General features: G+C 60.9%; 12 protein-coding genes. 6 read left to right on the top strand and 6 right to left on the bottom strand.

The features are described from left to right. The first annotated feature begins 5 nt into the window (after positions 1-5). Positions 6-2,759 (top strand): phosphoenolpyruvate carboxylase, encoded by a 2,754-nt coding sequence (gene ppc, locus CEW87_RS11185; protein WP_108973057.1) that lies wholly within the window; start codon positions 6-8, stop codon positions 2,757-2,759. 185 nt (positions 2,760-2,944) lie between these two features. Here the strand turns inward: ppc and CEW87_RS11180 are convergent, their stop codons facing one another. From CEW87_RS11180 to CEW87_RS11155, 6 genes are read right to left on the bottom strand one after another with little or no spacing between them, the layout of a single operon-like run. Next, entirely contained in the window at positions 2,945-3,352 is a 408-nt protein-coding gene (locus CEW87_RS11180; protein ID WP_108973055.1) for a type IV pilin protein, read from the bottom strand. A gap of 3 nt (positions 3,353-3,355) precedes the next feature. Beyond that, on the bottom strand, positions 3,356-7,603 hold the full coding sequence (locus CEW87_RS11175) for a pilus assembly protein (RefSeq protein WP_108973053.1): 4,248 nt from the start codon (positions 7,601-7,603) through the stop codon (positions 3,356-3,358). Positions 7,604-7,613: 10 nt separating this feature from the next. Continuing rightward, positions 7,614-8,183: a pilus assembly PilX family protein gene (locus CEW87_RS11170; RefSeq protein WP_108973051.1), complete on the bottom strand. Its 570-nt coding sequence runs from the start codon at positions 8,181-8,183 to the stop codon at positions 7,614-7,616. After that, the gene (locus CEW87_RS11165) at positions 8,180-9,202 is read right to left on the bottom strand and encodes a PilW family protein (RefSeq protein WP_108977138.1); all 1,023 of its coding nucleotides are present in this window, start codon (positions 9,200-9,202) and stop codon (positions 8,180-8,182) included. The genes CEW87_RS11170 and CEW87_RS11165 overlap by 4 nt, the downstream gene beginning before the upstream one ends. Positions 9,203-9,207: 5 nt before the next feature. Next, entirely contained in the window at positions 9,208-9,672 is a 465-nt protein-coding gene (gene pilV, locus CEW87_RS11160) for a type IV pilus modification protein PilV (protein ID WP_108973050.1), read from the bottom strand. After that, on the bottom strand, positions 9,662-10,090 hold the full coding sequence (locus CEW87_RS11155; RefSeq protein WP_159098148.1) for a GspH/FimT family pseudopilin: 429 nt from the start codon (positions 10,088-10,090) through the stop codon (positions 9,662-9,664). The genes pilV and CEW87_RS11155 overlap by 11 nt, the downstream gene beginning before the upstream one ends. On the opposite strand from CEW87_RS11155, the gene CEW87_RS11150 reads away from it, so the two are divergent. From CEW87_RS11150 to CEW87_RS22420, 5 genes are all read left to right on the top strand, one after another. After that, complete coding sequence (locus tag CEW87_RS11150) at positions 10,083-11,291, top strand: sensor histidine kinase (protein WP_159098147.1); 1,209 nt, start codon at positions 10,083-10,085, stop codon at positions 11,289-11,291. The genes CEW87_RS11155 and CEW87_RS11150 overlap by 8 nt on opposite strands. After that, entirely contained in the window at positions 11,288-12,016 is a 729-nt protein-coding gene (locus CEW87_RS11145) for a LytR/AlgR family response regulator transcription factor (RefSeq protein ID WP_108973044.1), read from the top strand. The genes CEW87_RS11150 and CEW87_RS11145 overlap by 4 nt, the downstream gene beginning before the upstream one ends. 134 nt (positions 12,017-12,150) lie before the next feature. Then, entirely contained in the window at positions 12,151-13,569 is a 1,419-nt protein-coding gene (gene argH / locus CEW87_RS11140) for an argininosuccinate lyase (RefSeq protein WP_108973042.1), read from the top strand. A gap of 6 nt (positions 13,570-13,575) precedes the next feature. Further along, the gene (locus CEW87_RS11135; RefSeq protein ID WP_108950825.1) at positions 13,576-14,862 is read left to right on the top strand and encodes a serine/threonine-protein kinase; all 1,287 of its coding nucleotides are present in this window, start codon (positions 13,576-13,578) and stop codon (positions 14,860-14,862) included. A gap of 370 nt (positions 14,863-15,232) precedes the next feature. Next, positions 15,233-15,823, top strand: coding sequence for a hypothetical protein (locus CEW87_RS22420; RefSeq protein WP_159098146.1), 591 nt, complete (start codon positions 15,233-15,235; stop codon positions 15,821-15,823). Positions 15,824-16,005 lie beyond the last annotated feature (182 nt).

Genomic DNA, 16,005 nt, shown 5'->3' with positions numbered 1-16,005 from the left:
CGCTCATGACTCAAGACAAGGACGCGCCCCTGCGCGAAGACATCCGGCTGCTAGGCCGCCTGCTCGGTGACACGGTTCGTGACCAGCAGGGCGAATCGAGCTTCGATCTCATCGAGCGCATCCGCCAGACCTCGGTGCGTTTCAGGCGCGACGACGACCTCGCCGCACGCCGCGAACTCGAGGGCATTCTGGACGCCCTGTCACGCGAGCAGACCATCCAGGTCGTGCGTGCATTCAGCTATTTCTCGCACCTTGCCAACATCGCCGAGGATCAGCACCATATCCGCCGCTCCCGCGCTCACCTGCTGGCCGGCTCAGCCCCCCGCGAAGGCAGCCTGGCGCACGCGATCGGCCACGCCATCGATCAGGACATTGCCAGCCCTGCGGAGCTCGCAGCCTTCTTCGACACCGCGCTGATTTCGCCGGTGCTGACCGCACACCCCACCGAAGTCCAGCGCAAGAGCATCCTCAACTGCCAGACCGTGGTCGCCAGGCTGCTGGACGAGCGCGACCGCATGCAGCTGACGCCGGAAGAAGCCGAAAACAACCTCGAAGCCCTGCGCCGCGCGGTACTCACGCTGTGGCAGACCCGCATGCTGCGTCCGACCCGGCTGTCGGTGATCGACGAGGTCAGCAACGGCGTGTCCTACTTCGAAAGCACCTTCCTGCGCGAGCTTCCCCGGCTCTACGCCAGCCTGGAAGACCGTCTGAGCAAGGCTGATTCAGCCCTGGGTGCACTCGAACTGCCCCCATTCCTGCAGGTGGGGAGCTGGATCGGCGGCGACCGCGACGGCAACCCCTTCGTCACCGCCGAAGTGCTCGAACAGGCCCTGAAGATGCAGGCCGCCGCTGCGCTGGGATACTACCTGGACGAATTGCACACGCTGGGCTCGCAGCTGTCGCTGGCGCACGGCCTCGTCAGCGCGTCGGACGCGCTGCTGGCCCTCGCCGAGCGCTCGCACGACAGCTCTCCGCACCGCAGCGACGAACCTTACCGGCGTGCCATTTCCGGCATCTACGCCCGCCTCTCGGCAACACACCGTGCGCTCCTCGGTAGCGACCCGATACGCCATGCCGTGGCCGATGCCGAGCCCTACCTGAACGTCGAAGCCTTTTCGGATGATCTCGACATCCTTCACCGCTCGCTGCAGGCGAATGGCAGCGCTGCGCTTGCACGCGGGCGTCTGCGCCACCTGCGCCGGGCACTGCGGGTCTTCGGCTTCCACCTGGCACCGATCGACCTGCGGCAGAACTCCGATGTCCACGAAAGAGTCATCGCAGAGCTGCTCGAAGTCGCCCGTCCGGGCACGGCCTACCTGGAGCAGGACGAGGAAGGCCGCTGCGCGCTGCTCCTAGAAGAACTCGCCACCGCCCGCCCGCTCGCGTCGCCGCACGTTCAGTACTCGGACGACTCGGAATCGGAACTCGCCATTTTCCGCGCAGCACGTGCTGCGCACCTGCGCTACGGCAAGGCCGCGATCCGCAACTGCATCATCTCCAAGACCGACAGCGTGTCCGATCTTCTCGAGCTCGCGGTACTGCTCAAGGAAGCTGGCCTGCTGCGACCGCTGGAGAACGCGCTGGACGTCAACCTCGTGCCGCTGTTCGAGACCATCGACGACCTGGAGAACGCCTCCGTCATCATGGATCGCATGTTCTCGATCCCGAGCTACCGCAAACTGCTGAGCGACGCGCGCCAGGACACTCAGGAAGTGATGCTGGGCTACTCTGACAGCAACAAGGACGGCGGCTTCCTGACCTCGGGCTGGGCGCTATACAAGGCCGAAGGCGAACTGGTCGAAACCTTCGCGCGCCACGGAGTCCGCCTGTGCCTGTTCCACGGCCGCGGCGGCTCGGTTGGCCGCGGTGGCGGCCCGAGCTACCAGGCGATCCTGGCCCAGCCCGAAGGCGCGGTGCAGGGACAGATCCGACTCACCGAACAGGGCGAAGTGATCGCCGCCAAGTACGGCCACCCGGAGGTAGGACGGCGCAACCTTGAAGTCCTGGTTGCCGCCACCGTCGAGAGCAGCTTGCGCCCGGCGGGCGCCGACACCACCCCGGCCGCCTTCCTCGAGGCAATGCAGGCCTTGTCGGACACTGCGTTCAAGGCCTATCGCGGCCTGGTTTACGAAACACCGGGCTTCGAACAGTACTTCTGGGAGTCGACGGTCATCTCGGAGATCGCCGGCCTCAACATCGGCTCACGTCCGGCGTCGCGCAAGAAAGGTACGCATATCGAAGACCTGCGTGCGATTCCCTGGGTCTTTTCGTGGTCGCAGTGCCGGCTGATGCTGCCGGGCTGGTTCGGCTTCGGCTCGGCGGTCAAGGCCTGGCTGAACGCCAATCCCGACGATGGCCTCGCCAGACTGCAGACGATGTACCGCGACTGGTCCTTCTTCGCCAGCCTGCTGTCGAACATGGACATGGTGCTGGCAAAGACCGACCTCGCGATCGCCTCGCGCTATGCGGCACTTGTAAAGGACGCCGACCTGCGCACGAGCATCTTCGACCGCATCCGGGCCGAATGGAAGGACACGGTCGAGGTCCTGCTGGCGATCACCGGCCAGGACGAACTGCTTGCGGCCAACCCGCTGCTGAAGCGCTCGATCCGCAACCGCTTCCCTTACCTCGACCCGCTCAACCACGTGCAGGTCGAACTGCTCAGACGCCACCGCGAGCAGTCGGGAGACGAGCGCATCCGCCTTGGCATTCACATCTCCATCAACGGCGTCGCCGCGGGCTTGCGCAACAGCGGGTAGTCATGCCCAATGCTGCCAAGGCCGCGGCGCACCACACTTCATCGGCAGGGTAACTCGGGGACCGCAAACGCGCCCCGTCGATGAGGAGCGCCCAATAGCCGCCGGCAAGCCAATAGAAATGCCCGCTGACAATATTCATGTCAGCGGGCATTTCGTTTCAGGCACAGGGATCTGCTCCCCGCATTTCACCAGCAGTCTGAAGGAGTCCCCGTTCCCGATTCGGTTTTGGTTCCCACCTGATTGATACCAAGCGTCCCACATCGTGTGTCTGAGGTCTGCGTGCCTTGTGGCGTCGCCTCGATCAAATAGGTTGTTGCCGACACCGGCGTTCCCGCATTGAACCCAAAGTTATAGAAGCCACTCAATTCCGACGTGCAAGACACGGCAGGAAGCACCGCTCCAACGTAGGTCATGTTTGTTGTGTAGTAACGCTCCATGAACTGTGCATGCCCAAGCAGACATCCTGCTGCTGCAGCCCGCCGGGTCTTCAGCACATGCTGCTGGTAACTCGGGTAGGCCACTGCTGCAAGAATGCCGACGATCGCAACCACGATCATCACTTCAACCAGGGTAAAACCTTTCTGGCCCTTCATTACTCAGTCCCTCACAATTTCGCGCCAGGAGATACGCCCGGTCCGCTTCAGCCCAAGGTTGATCCGCATATCGGCAATACCGCCACTCGAACCAGAAACGATGAGTTGATCGCCAACGATCGTCGCCTCTCCCGGCATACCGATCTTCGGATCGAAGGAACCAACCACGGCGCCAGACAGCTTGTCGTTGCCATCAAACTTGCCGTCGTCATCGAGATCGAAGGGAGAGTACTCTAGCCGAGCACCGGTGTAGGGGTTGATTGCATTCACATAGCCGCTACCCCCCGCCTCACACGGATCCGGGTCAGGGATGATGCTGCTGGCCAGCAGCACTGGCTCAAGGAATCCGTAGACGATCGAGCGTGTCACGATGCGCTCGCCCCTTGCGGTCGGATCCTTCAGATCAATGTACCAGCCCTTCTTGCCGCTCATGTCGTTGCTGCTGGCTTCCGAAAACACACGTACGCCATAACCACTAACTGAACCGGTGGTCTGGATCGTGCGCTGCACAAGGTCCGATCGCGACGCCACCTTTGTGTCCTCGTCGATTACGCCATACCAGGACTGCACCTGCTTGTCGTTGGGATCGCTGCCATACACATAGCTGCCGGTTCCGAAGAGCACGAAGGTCTTGCCGTAGTTCACGTCGCTCTTCACGGAATTGACCGAAACAGTCAATTGCGCATTGATCGGTTGCACCACCCCGCTCGAATCCTTCGCAGTAAACAGCGGCTGCGGCGTACTTCCGGAGAGGAAGTAGGACTTCCAGGTCCCCGAACTATTCCCGCTCACATCAAAACGCCAGACGTTGCCTTTCAGGTCGCCCGCGTAGATCTTGTCGATCTTGCCGTTGCCGTCGGAGTCGAGCAGGGTTGGCGTCGACATTCCGTTGTCGCTGCCCACCTTGGTGTCGATCTTCTTCAGCAAGACGCCTGTTTCAAGGTTGAATATATACAGCATCGCATAACCATTGACGCTGTTATGCCCGTTCCCCACCACCGCGACGGTATCACCGCTCTCGAGGGTTCCAATCTGGGGGCGACCTAGCACGTAGCCCAAGTCGTTGTCAGAAGCCCCGCTGTACTCCCACAATGCATTCGATTTCGAGAATGAAGCCGGCGTGGTCACATTAAGACCGAACAGGCCCTTCGCACCACGACCTGCAGACGCCACCAGGATGTTCTTTCCAGGGGTCTGCGTCAGCGTCGATACGGCAATATCACCGTCGGCAAAGAACGTGTGGCTATAGGTGGTCGCGGCCAGCGTTGAGAGTTTGCTGAAGGTGAGTCCGGGGACATAGCCGAACAACTCGGTACCGGTGGTGGCCGAAAACGCGTGCAACATGCCGTCGTTGCCACCGACAAACACCGTGTCGCTGTCCTTGACGTAATATGGCGACGAATGAACGATGTCCCCCAGCAACTTGCTGCGCGTGCGATAGATGCCGGCGTTCTGAACCTCCTTGGACTGATCTCCCCTGAGGAAATTAAGCACATCCTCCGAACCAAGTGCGGTCTTCTGCGAACTGGACAGTTTTCCCCATTCGAACTCGATACCCGTCGCAGCGCCAGTATCCCAGGAGACCAGCTTTCTCGACCCTGCCGCCGGAATGCCACTCGACCCTTTCCACGCCGCCGTCGTACTCACCCCCGACGATGTAATGGAGTAGGCAAACAACTCGCCTTCCCAGGTCTTGCTGTTGAACTGGGTCTGGAACACCTTGCTGTCGGTCTGCAGCTGCTGACCGTTCGAGGTGATGTTGCCTGCACTTGCACTGCGGTCGACGATGGTGTCAAAGCTCTTCTTCAACGACTCCTTGAGCTTGAGCGGGTTCTGCACCAGGAAATAGGTATCGGGAACGCCGTTGCCGTCTGCATCCCACTCCTGAGTCAGGTCAGGCTTGTTGTTGTTGTTGCTGTCGACAAAACCGCCCCACTTCGCCGCGTACCACAGCGGATCCTTCAGCAGACTCGCGCTTGAGGACCCCGGCGTGAAAGTGCGGTCGCTGGTGCCCTTGCCGGTGTAAGGCAGCTTGTTACAATCAACAGGCGGATTGGTAACATCACAGCCGCCCGGGTCCATCCCTACCGGCACGTTCAGATGATAAAAGCGATCCGAACTTTCATCCTGGACGACGAGGTACACACCGTCCTTGCTTGTGCCTGAAATGACATAACCCATGCTGTGCTGTATGCCGCCGGCCTGATACTCGGGAGTCAGCTTGACCCTCAACTCACCGTTGGCCTCCGCCGAAATCTCGTAGACGACAATCGCATCCATGTCATGGTCTGCGCCCTGCTCGACGTCTTCGAAGTTGATGCGGAACTTTGCGTAATAGCGGCCACTATTGATGGACGCGTCGTAATCGGCACCCGATGCCCCCGACGAGTTCGCAATGGTATCGACGTAAAAGTCGACAATCTGGTTCGTCGGCTGAAAGCTGCCCTTGCTGTTGGAGATGCTTGAACCACCGACCGACTTTGCGAAGGGGACCACAGTGATCGTGCTGCCGGACGAGGTCTTCGCCTCGATGCGCGGCAAGGGCGAACTCAGCACCACGGCGTAGGTATCAACGGTCTGGGTACCCTTGAGGTCACTGCGCACACTGTTGACCTTGCCGAAATGGGCAACCGAGGCAGAATAGAAGCTGCCCTGCTTGGTCGGCTCCTCGGGCGCCAGGCCACGGATGTTGCCCAGCGTCGTGACGGTCTTGGCAGTCGGCGCCCCATCGTAGTTCGTGCCGACCTGGCCGATGTAGCGGCTACCGGCAATTCCCGACTCGCCCGAAGTAATCGAATTGGCGATATCCGACACGTTCATTCCGCTCATGTCACCCGAGAACGAACCAAAACTGGTCCCCGGCAACTGATCGGAGTCAAAAGAGGGGTTGATACCCGAAACCACGAGCATGTTCGGACGCGCACACCACTGCGCAGCTGCCGCACTGCTACTCTGGTAGGGGTCATCCCAAGTCGCAGCAGACAGACCAATATCAGCGTCATAACTGCCGGACGTCGAGAAATCCGAGGTGGCCGATTTCTTCCCGGCAAAATACCGCAAGGCTTCATACATCATCTCACCGGTCGGATTGCCCCAGTCGACGAACTCGCCCTCCTTCATCGCCCGGGTCGTCACCCAGCCACCACGATAGGCATTGTCGGTACGGCTGTTGTTGAAATCCCGAATGCGCAGACTGTTGAGCGCATTGACGATTGTTGCCGATGTCGTGAATTGGCCGGTGGAGGTATCGACCTCGTTCTTGAATGACGACACCACCTTGCGCAGCACCCCGCCCGACATGCTCTTGTTGTAGCTGCCGGAAATCAGGCCAAAGAGCATGGCCTCGTTCTCGCCATACTCATGCAGCAGGCCGATCGGCTTCAGACTCCCATTCGGATAGGACTTGCACCCACTGTTATAGGTCGAAGTGCAGACCTCGACCCGCACCGTATAGTCGGTGCGCGAGGCGCCACCGTGATCGTTGTCTCTCAACACGGGACGCTCGGTAGACGCCCACTCCCAGACCCTGCGAGTACTGTTCTGCACGACTCGGAGCAAGGGCGGCTTGTCACTGCAATTGGAAAGCGTCGCGCAATTCACGCCCGCCGTCGCGGTCAGGTTGCCAAAGAAATGACGCTTGCCGCTGCTCGGTTTGGATAGTGGCGTGTAGTCGCTGATATCGTAGCCGTCAACACTTGAGCTTGTATATTCCTTGGCCCACGAGTGCGCATCCTGCGGCACATAGGCCCGACGCAGCACGGTTTTTGCAGTGGTATCGACATCGCGATAGCCGCCGTAGAAAACCTTGCGCAAGGCATCGATACGGCTGGTCGTGGCATAGTTCAGCCAGTTGCCCGACCACTTCCCTCCGGAACATTTCCCCAAAGTGCCCGCCGTCGCTGCGGGGGTAAAGAGGTCGGAGTTGGTGGCGCCGCTCGAGTGCGAGTAGCACAGCGTCGAGTCAAACAAGCCGTAATACGTGATGGCTGGCTTGAACCGGGTATCCAGCGTGCCGTCACTGTCAATGTCGCTGGCGTCGTTATAGGCTTCGTAGAACAGCGTGTGGTCCCGGCCGACGACCATCATGCTCAAGGGCACCGCCGATTGGGTCGCGACCAGCGGCGTCTCCGGAATTGTTGGCGCCGCAGCACCAGTCAGCGAGACGCCAAGACCGCCAGCCAGCATTGCGGCAGCCAGGACGCTGCGCATGCGCAGCTCCGGGGTCGAACGGTTATCAGCATTGGTTTTCATTGTGCACCTCTCATTCGGCCGCATAGATCGACTGCAGGATGACGTTTGCGCGATCGCCGCCACTATTGCTGCGAGCAGTCACGCGGTAACGCTTGCAGTTCTGCGCACCACTGGTCGGATCATCGATATTGCAGGGGAAATTGCCACCAAGATATTCGACGAAATACTGTGGCGTTTCGGCAAGCGCGCCCAGACTGAGCCCGCCTGCGTTGACCCAACCCCCGAACGCACTGTCGAGCCACCGGACACCACAATCCTTGTCCGGCTGCGAGCACAGCCCCCCCTGACACGGGGACACGCCACAGGAGCTGTCGCTGTCCGAGTACACACCGGCGCTGTCGAAGCCCGGGTTGGCTGGCGCAGCATCCGCCTGCACCTGGGCAACAGCCTCTCCGACGCGCAAGGCCGACTCCGCCCCCTGGAAACCCAGGCTGCGGTCGTATGTATTGGCCGTCATGCGCTCTTCCTGAGCAACCGTCCGAATACTGGACAAGCCGAGCAAGGTCAGCACAATCAGCAGGATGAGGGAAACGATCAGCGCGGCTCCGCGCTGAGCCCTCGGCGTCAATGCCGTTTTCATTCCACGATCTCCCGATGTCTAAGGCTGACCACATGCATCATTTGCCGCTTGAGCGTGGCCGCATCGGTACCCACCGCATCACGGGACTCGAGATCGAGAATGACTCTCACCGCAACAACCTGAGTCGCCGCGGGGGGGTTGTCCCACGATGTCACGGCAGATGCATCGACATAGGAACCGGCCGGATTCGTGCCCGTCCTTGTCAGATACTGCAACTGCATGTCCGTGACACCTTGAGCGATCTCCTCAGGCGACCCCGTTGCACCATTGACGATACGGAACAGCGAACGACCACCCTGCGCATTGTTGCCAACATACCAGGCGGTCGACCTGAACTTTGTCAGAAAGCCATTATTGGAAAAATCGTACTGATTCCCGGTCACCGAACTGCAATCGGTCGGAAAGCCCAGCCCCTTGCTGCAGTTTCCCGGCGTTCCGGTCCCGGTGTTGTGCACGATGGTCACGTTGGTCGCAGAGGCACTTGTCACCTGAAAAATGGCGGCCTGCTTGTAGTCGCACACCATCAGCATGTCACCATCTGCGATGCCATGCGCTGTCGTATTGACCTTGAACTGTGCCGAGGCAGTATCGTGCTCGGTAATGACAATATTGTTGTTCATCGACCCGGTACGGATCGTAACGGCATCGGTCCCCGCAACCCTTGCTCCGGTTGTCGTACCGAACGCCTTGCCGGGAAGCGCAACGTTGCTTTCGTAGCCCAGAATTCCGCCGGTATCCCAGTCAAGCCAAGACGAGGTGCTGGCGCCGTTCACGACATTCGCCACCTGCGTCGTACCGCAGGGATTCCCCCCTGCCTCGCGAATCTCCCGCGCCATCAGTTCGAACGCCACCCGGGTGTTGTTCTGCATCTGGGAGAGGTTCTCATTGACTCTGAACGACTGCCGCTGCGCCAGGAACACATTGGTCAGGCCAAGCAGCAAGAACAGGCCGAGCGTCATTGCAATCATCAGCTCGACCAGCGTCAGACCGGCCTGGGAGTTGGGTAGATTTCTCGACATCGTCATCACAGCCGCGTTGAGGTTTGGAACATTTGCGTCGAAGAGCCGCCTGTACCGCGACCGTCGTCCCAGTAGATGCGCACGGTGCAGGTGGTGCCGGCACAGGTGATCTCACCACAGGTGCCATTGTCGTTCGCGATGTTGTCCTTGAGCGCCTGTACCCAGAAGTGACGATCGTTGGACACCAGGGATCCGCCGACGGCTGGCACTGCGCAGGTCTTCACCATGTTGTAGTTGCCGTTGAGCGCATCCGTGCGGTTGGTCCTCATCGAATCGAGCATGAAGTAGCTGAGCATGATTGCCTGGGTACGCTGGAAGCTGCTCTGGTTGTTCTTCATCGCGTTGATCTGCAGCGCCGCCATGCCGAGCAGGCCGATCGACAACACGAGAACGGAAACGAGCACCTCGATCAGGGTGAATCCCCCCTGAGCATTCTTGAATATCTGGCGGTTGCGCCTGTCAGCCGGCATGAATCACCCCCACTCGAACATTGACGACCTTGTTGGCAGTCCCCGCCAGGCTAAGCGTGACCGTGCCCGCAGTGATCAGATTCGTTACGCCATACGACAAACCGTCTGCCTTGAAACGCACACATGAATTGTTCGCAACGGAAGAAGTATCGAGTCCAGTCGTGTTGATACCAATGGCGGCGTGAAGCTCGCCGACCCTGAGGTCCGTTCCGGCGAGGTCCGCCACCCGCCATGCGCCCGTTGTGGGATTGATACAGAAGCGAATGGACGCATTCCGCTTGATGGCTTCGTTCTTGGCGGCATACATGCCCGATACGACGTCGCTGGACGCAGCCGCGATGCGGCTGTTGGCGATCATGCCCTGAAAGCTTGGCACACCGACACCGATGAGGATCGCGAGGACAGCGAGCGTGACCATCAGTTCGATCAGCGAAAATCCCTTCGCACGGCGGTGCCGGCGAAGAAGATACTGCCCTGACATCAAGTTTGAATTTTCTGGCATTGCACTTGGACTTACCATTACGCGTGAATTTACGTTAGCGCATGCCGAACGGCGGAGACAAGCACTGATGGACGGACGGTCGTTTTTTCAGGATAAGCGGGATGCAGGCGCCTGGCAGGCCGGTTGTCGGGTGGAGGGACTGCTCGTCTGCATTGCCTTGGGCATGGCCGTCGCCGCACTGCTCGCAGTCGCGCCGGGCGCGCCGGGCAATCGCTGGGAACGCTTTGGTCTCTTTGGGTTTTTTGGCCTGTGGATCGTACTCCCCTGGTACTTCCTTGTATGTGCGTTTTTGCGCCCTTTGCAGCTCAAAGCCCGCTTCAAGGCGGCAGGCGCCCTGGCCATGCTGTTTACATGGTCGCTGGTGATCGGCAGCGTCACACATGCACTGATGCGCCCCCTGGACATCGTGGAGGAGAGCCAGTGGGCTTTTTTGCAAGATGTCGGAATGATCGGGGGGATTCTCGCGCTGTCCCTCGGGCTGGTGAGCTGGCAGGCATCCCGTCTTCGCCACTGGCGAACGCGGTCGTCCGCCGCCGAACTGGAAGCATGGAGCGCGCGAATGCGCCCTCACTTCCTGTTCAACAGCCTCAACGGCATCACCGAACTCGTTGCAACCGATGCATCGCGCGCGGAGGAAATGATCGAAGCCCTCGCGCGGATGCTGCGAGCCAGCCTCGAAACCGGTGCCTCGGTACCCATCGCTCAAGAGCTCGAGGTGGTCCGCGATTACCTCGCACTCGAGTCCATGCGCCTGGAGGAGCGCCTGCGCGTGACCTGGACGCTGCCTGAGCATCTTCCCGAGATCGAAGTACCCGCACTCTGCCTGCAGACCCTGGTCGAGAATGCTGTCCGCCACGGCGTGTGCAAGCGCGCTGAGGGCGGCGACATCAGCATTTCCATTGAGACCGGCGCTGACACCCTCGTCGTCGCCATCGGCAACGATGTTGCATCTGCTGCGCCAGGCGCTCACCCCGCGGAGGGGAACGGGATCGGGCTCAACAGCACCCGGACGCGGATCGATGCGTTATATGGCGCGCGTGCATCGCTGCAGACCGGGAGCCAGGATGGGCGCTTCTTTGCCCGCCTCAGCCTACCCATCGCGGAACGGAAATCATGAAGGCACTCGAAGTCCTGATCGTCGACGACGAACGACTGGCGCGCGCACGACTGCGGCGGCTACTGGCGGATCAAGCCGACATCCGAATCACCGGCGAGGCCGATGGCGCGGAGAGCCTGCGCGAGCACATCCGCAAGCACGTGCCTCATGTGGTCATCCTCGACATCGAAATGCAGGGCGAAGATGGCATCTCGCTGGGGCACTGGCTGGCGGAACTCGCCAACCCGCCGGCAGTGATCTTCCTGACCGCGCACCGCGAATTCGCCCTCGATGCGTTTTCGGCACGGGCCGCGGGATACCTGCTCAAGCCCGTCAGCGCAGCGCAATTGATCGATGCGCTGCATACGGTGCAACGCCCTACGCGCGCCACCCAGACCACAAACCAGGACGCACCTTTGCCCATGCTTTCGGTTCTTGCCGGACGACGCTCGCGCCTGGTCCCTGCGGACGAAATCCTGGCCTTCCGGGCTGAAGACAAGGGCGTGACCGCGTTCACCCGTCAGGGCCGGTTCTTCGTCGATGACAGCCTGAAGGAACTCGAAGCCCGCTTCGAGCCCGCAGGTTTCCTGCGCGCTCACCGTGCCTGGCTGATCTCCCGTGCAGCCGTGCGCTCGATCGAGCGCGATGCGGTCGGACACCACTGGCTTGAGATGGACGAAGTAGGCGAACCCGTTCCCGTCAGCCGGAGGCAGTTATCGCGCCTGCAGGCGTCGTTACGCCCTTAGCGCCCCACCCTGGGGACGAAACAGAGTGCTCCCTTCCTCTATACTGTCGGTCTAGCACAGGCCGGCGAAAACGATCGCCCACCGCGAACGACGCCGACCGCACCTCAGCCCGCACTCTCAAAGTATCAGACATCATGACAGACGCTACCTCATCTCAGCCCGCCAAAGCCTGGTCGGGTCGCTTTTCCGAACCGGTATCGGACCTGGTCAAGCGCTACACCGCATCGGTTACTTTCGACCAGCGCATGGCCGCGCAGGACATCCGCGGCTCGCTCGCCCACGCAAAGATGCTCGCCCGGCAAGGCATTATCGGCGCCAGCGATTTTGCGGACATCGAGCGCGGCATGGCCCAGATTGCGGGCGAGATCGAGCGCGGTGATTTCGTCTGGAGCCTTGACGACGAAGACGTCCACCTGAACATCGAGAAGCGCCTCACCGCGCTCGTCGGCGACGCTGGCAAGCGCCTGCACACCGGCCGCAGCCGCAACGACCAGGTCGCAACCGACATCCGCCTGTGGTTGCGCGATGCAATCGACCAGACGCTTGAGCTGATCGGCGACTTCCAGCGCAACCTGCTCGACATTGCCGAACAGCACGCGGACACGCCGATGCCCGGCTTCACTCACCTGCAGGTGGCGCAGCCGGTTACCTTCGGTCATCACCTGATGGCCTATTACGAGATGAGCCGACGCGACGCCGAGCGCTTCGCCGACTGCCGCAAGCGCGTCAACCGCCTGCCGCTGGGCTCGGCCGCGCTCGCCGGAACCAGCTACCCGATCGACCGCGAATTCGTGGCCGCCGAACTCGGCTTCGACGAGGTCTGCTACAACTCGCTCGACGCCGTCAGCGATCGCGACTTTGCCATCGAGTTCTGTGCCGCAGCCGCACTGCTGATGACGCATCTGTCGCGCCTGTCCGAAGAACTCATTCTGTGGATGAGCCCGCGCGTCGGCTTCATCGACCTCGCCGACCGCTTCTGCACCGGCTCAAGCATCATGCCGCAGAAGAAAAACCCCGACGTCCCCGAACTCGTGCGCGGCAAAACGGGGCGTACCAACGGCAACCTGATTGCACTGCTGACCCTGATGAAGGGGCAGCCGCTGGCCTACAACAAGGACAATCAGGAAGACAAGGAGCCGCTGTACGACACCGCCGACACCGTCATCGACACGCTGCGCATCTATGCCGACATGATTACCGGCATCCGGGTCAAGGCAGACAACATGCGCGGCGCACTGTCGCAGGGCTTTGCCACCGCGACCGACCTCGCCGACTATCTCGTCAAGCAGGGCCTGCCCTTCCGCGACGCGCATGAAGCCGTTGCGCTGGCAGTACGTGCTGCCGAGCAACGCGGCTGCGACCTGCCCCAGTTCACCCTGGACGAGTTGCGCGCAGCCATGGCCGAAGTGCCCGGTGCGGCCGAGCGCGCAGGCCCGGAAATCTTCGCGGTACTCACCATCGAAGGCTCACTCGCATCCCGTAATCATGTGGGTGGCACCGCACCCGATCGGGTGCGGGCAGCCATTTCGCGCGCGCGCAAGCAGCTGGGCTGAGGGATCATGCAGGTGGAGCGGATCGGAAAGTACGAGATTCGCAGCCTTCTTGGCGAAGGGGCGACCAGTGCCGTCTATCTGGCATGGGACGCCTTCCACCAGCGTGAAGTCGCACTCAAGCAGCTGTATCCGGAGCTCGTCAGCGACCGCGACCGCGGCCGCCTCTATCGTCAGCTCATGCTCAACGAGGCGGCCCTCGCCGGCAAACTCACCCACCCGCACATCGCCCAGATCTACGATGCAGTCATCGACGACAACGACGCCTATGTGGTGATGGAGTTCGTGCCGGGCGGAACGCTCGAGGCGCTGGTGCGCCCCGACAGCCTGCCGCCATTCGAGCGCCTGATCGAGATCATCTTCAAGTGCAGCCGGGCGCTCGATTACGCCTTCCACCAGGGCGTCACCCACCGCGACATCAAGCCCGCCAACATCCTGCTGTGCAAGCCCGACGGCAGCGACATCCGCATCTCGGACTTCGGTGCGGCCCTGCAAAAGGCAAGCGAGACCACCCAGATCGCGGGCATCGGCTCTCCAGCCTACATGTCGCCGCAGCAGGTGCGCGAAATGCCGCTGGATCATCGCACCGACATCTATTCGCTCGGCGTGGTGATGTACCAGATGCTGACCGGCCGCCTGCCTTTCGAGGCCGACAACAACTACAGCCTGATCTACCGCATCGCCAACGACACCCCACAGCCGCCGATCGAACTGCGGCCCGAGATCCCCGAGGCACTCGACGCCATCGTGCGTCGCGCGATGGAAAAGGAACTCGACCGCCGCTACCAGACCTGGGCCGAGTTCTCGCACGATCTGGCACTGGCGTTTCGCAACCGCAGCATCGCGCTGGACCGGAAGACGCTCCCCGAAGCCGAGAAGTTCCAGACCTTGCGCAGCATTGCCTTCTTTCGCGAGTTCGCCGATGCGGAGTTGTGGGAGATCATCACGCTGACGCAATGGAGCCACCTGCAGCCCGGCACCATGATCATGAAGGAAGGCGAAGCGGGCGATCACTTCTGCTTTCTTGCCGAAGGCGAGGCACGAGTCAAGAAACGGGGCAAATTGCTGAATGTGCTCAGCGCCGGCGAGTGCTTCGGCGAGATGGCATTGTTCTCGGCCGGCGGCGGCATCCGCTCGGCCTCAATCGAAGCCGCCACCGAGGTCGAGGTCATCACCATGCGCGCACGGGCACTGCAACGCGCATCCGACACCTGCCGCATGCATTTCTACAAGGCGTTTCTGGAAGTGCTGTCTACACGGCTGTCGCTGATGAGTGCGCGGATTGCGAACCTTTGAATCCGTGGATGCGGCTGGCCAGCAGCGTCTTCCATCAGTTCGAATCTGTCGGTGTTTTTTACACTATCGCCTAAGAGATACATCCTCCACGCTCGGCCCGACGCGGGGTGCAATGGATGTACGCTTCTCCCGCTCAAACCCGGCGCTGCAATTCATGGGAGGAAAGCTCAAGGAATACATGGCGTTGTACGCGAACGATGACAGGCATGGCGCCAAACCAATGCGCGCTGGCGCATTTCCAATCAAAACCGCATAGCATCAAGGCATCAAATTTGCTTCCAATCGTGGAAACGTGCATTTTGCCGCAAACAGCGCGTAGCACCGCCTGTTAAAATGCGACACGCGCAGCAGAAAAATTCCGGAGCACGCCATGAATAACGAACCTGATCTGCACTCTGAAGACTCACCTGAGCAACCCGGCAGCTTGAGCCGTCGTTCGGCACTAAAACGCGCGGCAGGGGCAGGCATCATCATGAGTTCCCTCGCGTCGGGAAGCGCACTTGCGTCCATCAGCTGCCAGAAATATTCAAACTGGATGTCTGGAAAGCTCAATAGTGGAAGCCCTGGCAGGCCGGATACCTTCACTTGTGCGCTGGGGAGATCGCCCGGCTTCTGGAAGAATTCAGTCAAGGCCAATGGAAGCTGCTCCACTGCCTTGAACAACAACTTTTCAGGCATGTGCGATGCGGTCAAGGCCGTATACAACGCATCGTTTTCCACGGTTTTCGCGGGTGGCAGCAGCCAGACCTTCGGGCACATCCTCAAGAATGAGGGACAGAACTTCGGAAGCGGCATCAACGTCGATCGCGCGTTCTGTGCAGCCTATTTCAATACGCGCTTTTTCTCGGGTTATCCGCTTACCACAGCCGACCTGACGGTATTGTTTTCCAAGATTGGGACACCGGGCTTTGACGGAGAGGACGTCAAGGACTACCTTGAATCGACCTATGAGGCCGGTTGAAATCGAACGGTAGGCGAAGTGCCCCCCCTCCAGCATGACAGGTGCGTACCGGCCACCCGAGTCTCTTTAAAGTCATCAGTTGTTTCATCGGCGGTGCACGACGGCGAACGTGCGCTGCTTGACTTGGGTACAGGCAGGATCATCGTCGTTGACGAAATGGAATACTGTCGCATGCAGAACAG

Source organism: Parazoarcus communis (genome assembly GCF_003111665.1).
Classification (GTDB): domain Bacteria; phylum Pseudomonadota; class Gammaproteobacteria; order Burkholderiales; family Rhodocyclaceae; genus Parazoarcus; species Parazoarcus communis_B.
Note: the sequence above shows the minus strand (reverse complement) of the source record. Positions and strands in the feature narration are given on the sequence as shown.

Excerpts from the sequence above, each read along its gene's own strand:
- CEW87_RS11135 (WP_108950825.1), top strand. The coding sequence starts at position 13,576 with ATGCAGGTGGAGCGGATCGGAAAGTACGAGATTCGCAGCCTTCTTGGC.
- ppc (WP_108973057.1), top strand. The coding sequence starts at position 6 with ATGACTCAAGACAAGGACGCGCCCCTGCGCGAAGACATCCGGCTGCTA.
- pilV (WP_108973050.1), bottom strand. The coding sequence starts at position 9,672 with ATGCCGGCTGACAGGCGCAACCGCCAGATATTCAAGAATGCTCAGGGG.
- CEW87_RS11145 (WP_108973044.1), top strand. The coding sequence starts at position 11,288 with ATGAAGGCACTCGAAGTCCTGATCGTCGACGACGAACGACTGGCGCGC.
- argH (WP_108973042.1), top strand. The coding sequence starts at position 12,151 with ATGACAGACGCTACCTCATCTCAGCCCGCCAAAGCCTGGTCGGGTCGC.
- CEW87_RS11170 (WP_108973051.1), bottom strand. The coding sequence starts at position 8,183 with ATGAAAACGGCATTGACGCCGAGGGCTCAGCGCGGAGCCGCGCTGATC.
- CEW87_RS11155 (WP_159098148.1), bottom strand. The coding sequence starts at position 10,090 with ATGGTCACGCTCGCTGTCCTCGCGATCCTCATCGGTGTCGGTGTGCCA.
- CEW87_RS11165 (WP_108977138.1), bottom strand. The coding sequence starts at position 9,202 with ATGTCGAGAAATCTACCCAACTCCCAGGCCGGTCTGACGCTGGTCGAG.
- CEW87_RS11175 (WP_108973053.1), bottom strand. The coding sequence starts at position 7,603 with ATGAAAACCAATGCTGATAACCGTTCGACCCCGGAGCTGCGCATGCGC.
- CEW87_RS11180 (WP_108973055.1), bottom strand. The coding sequence starts at position 3,352 with ATGAAGGGCCAGAAAGGTTTTACCCTGGTTGAAGTGATGATCGTGGTT.
- CEW87_RS22420 (WP_159098146.1), top strand. The coding sequence starts at position 15,233 with ATGAATAACGAACCTGATCTGCACTCTGAAGACTCACCTGAGCAACCC.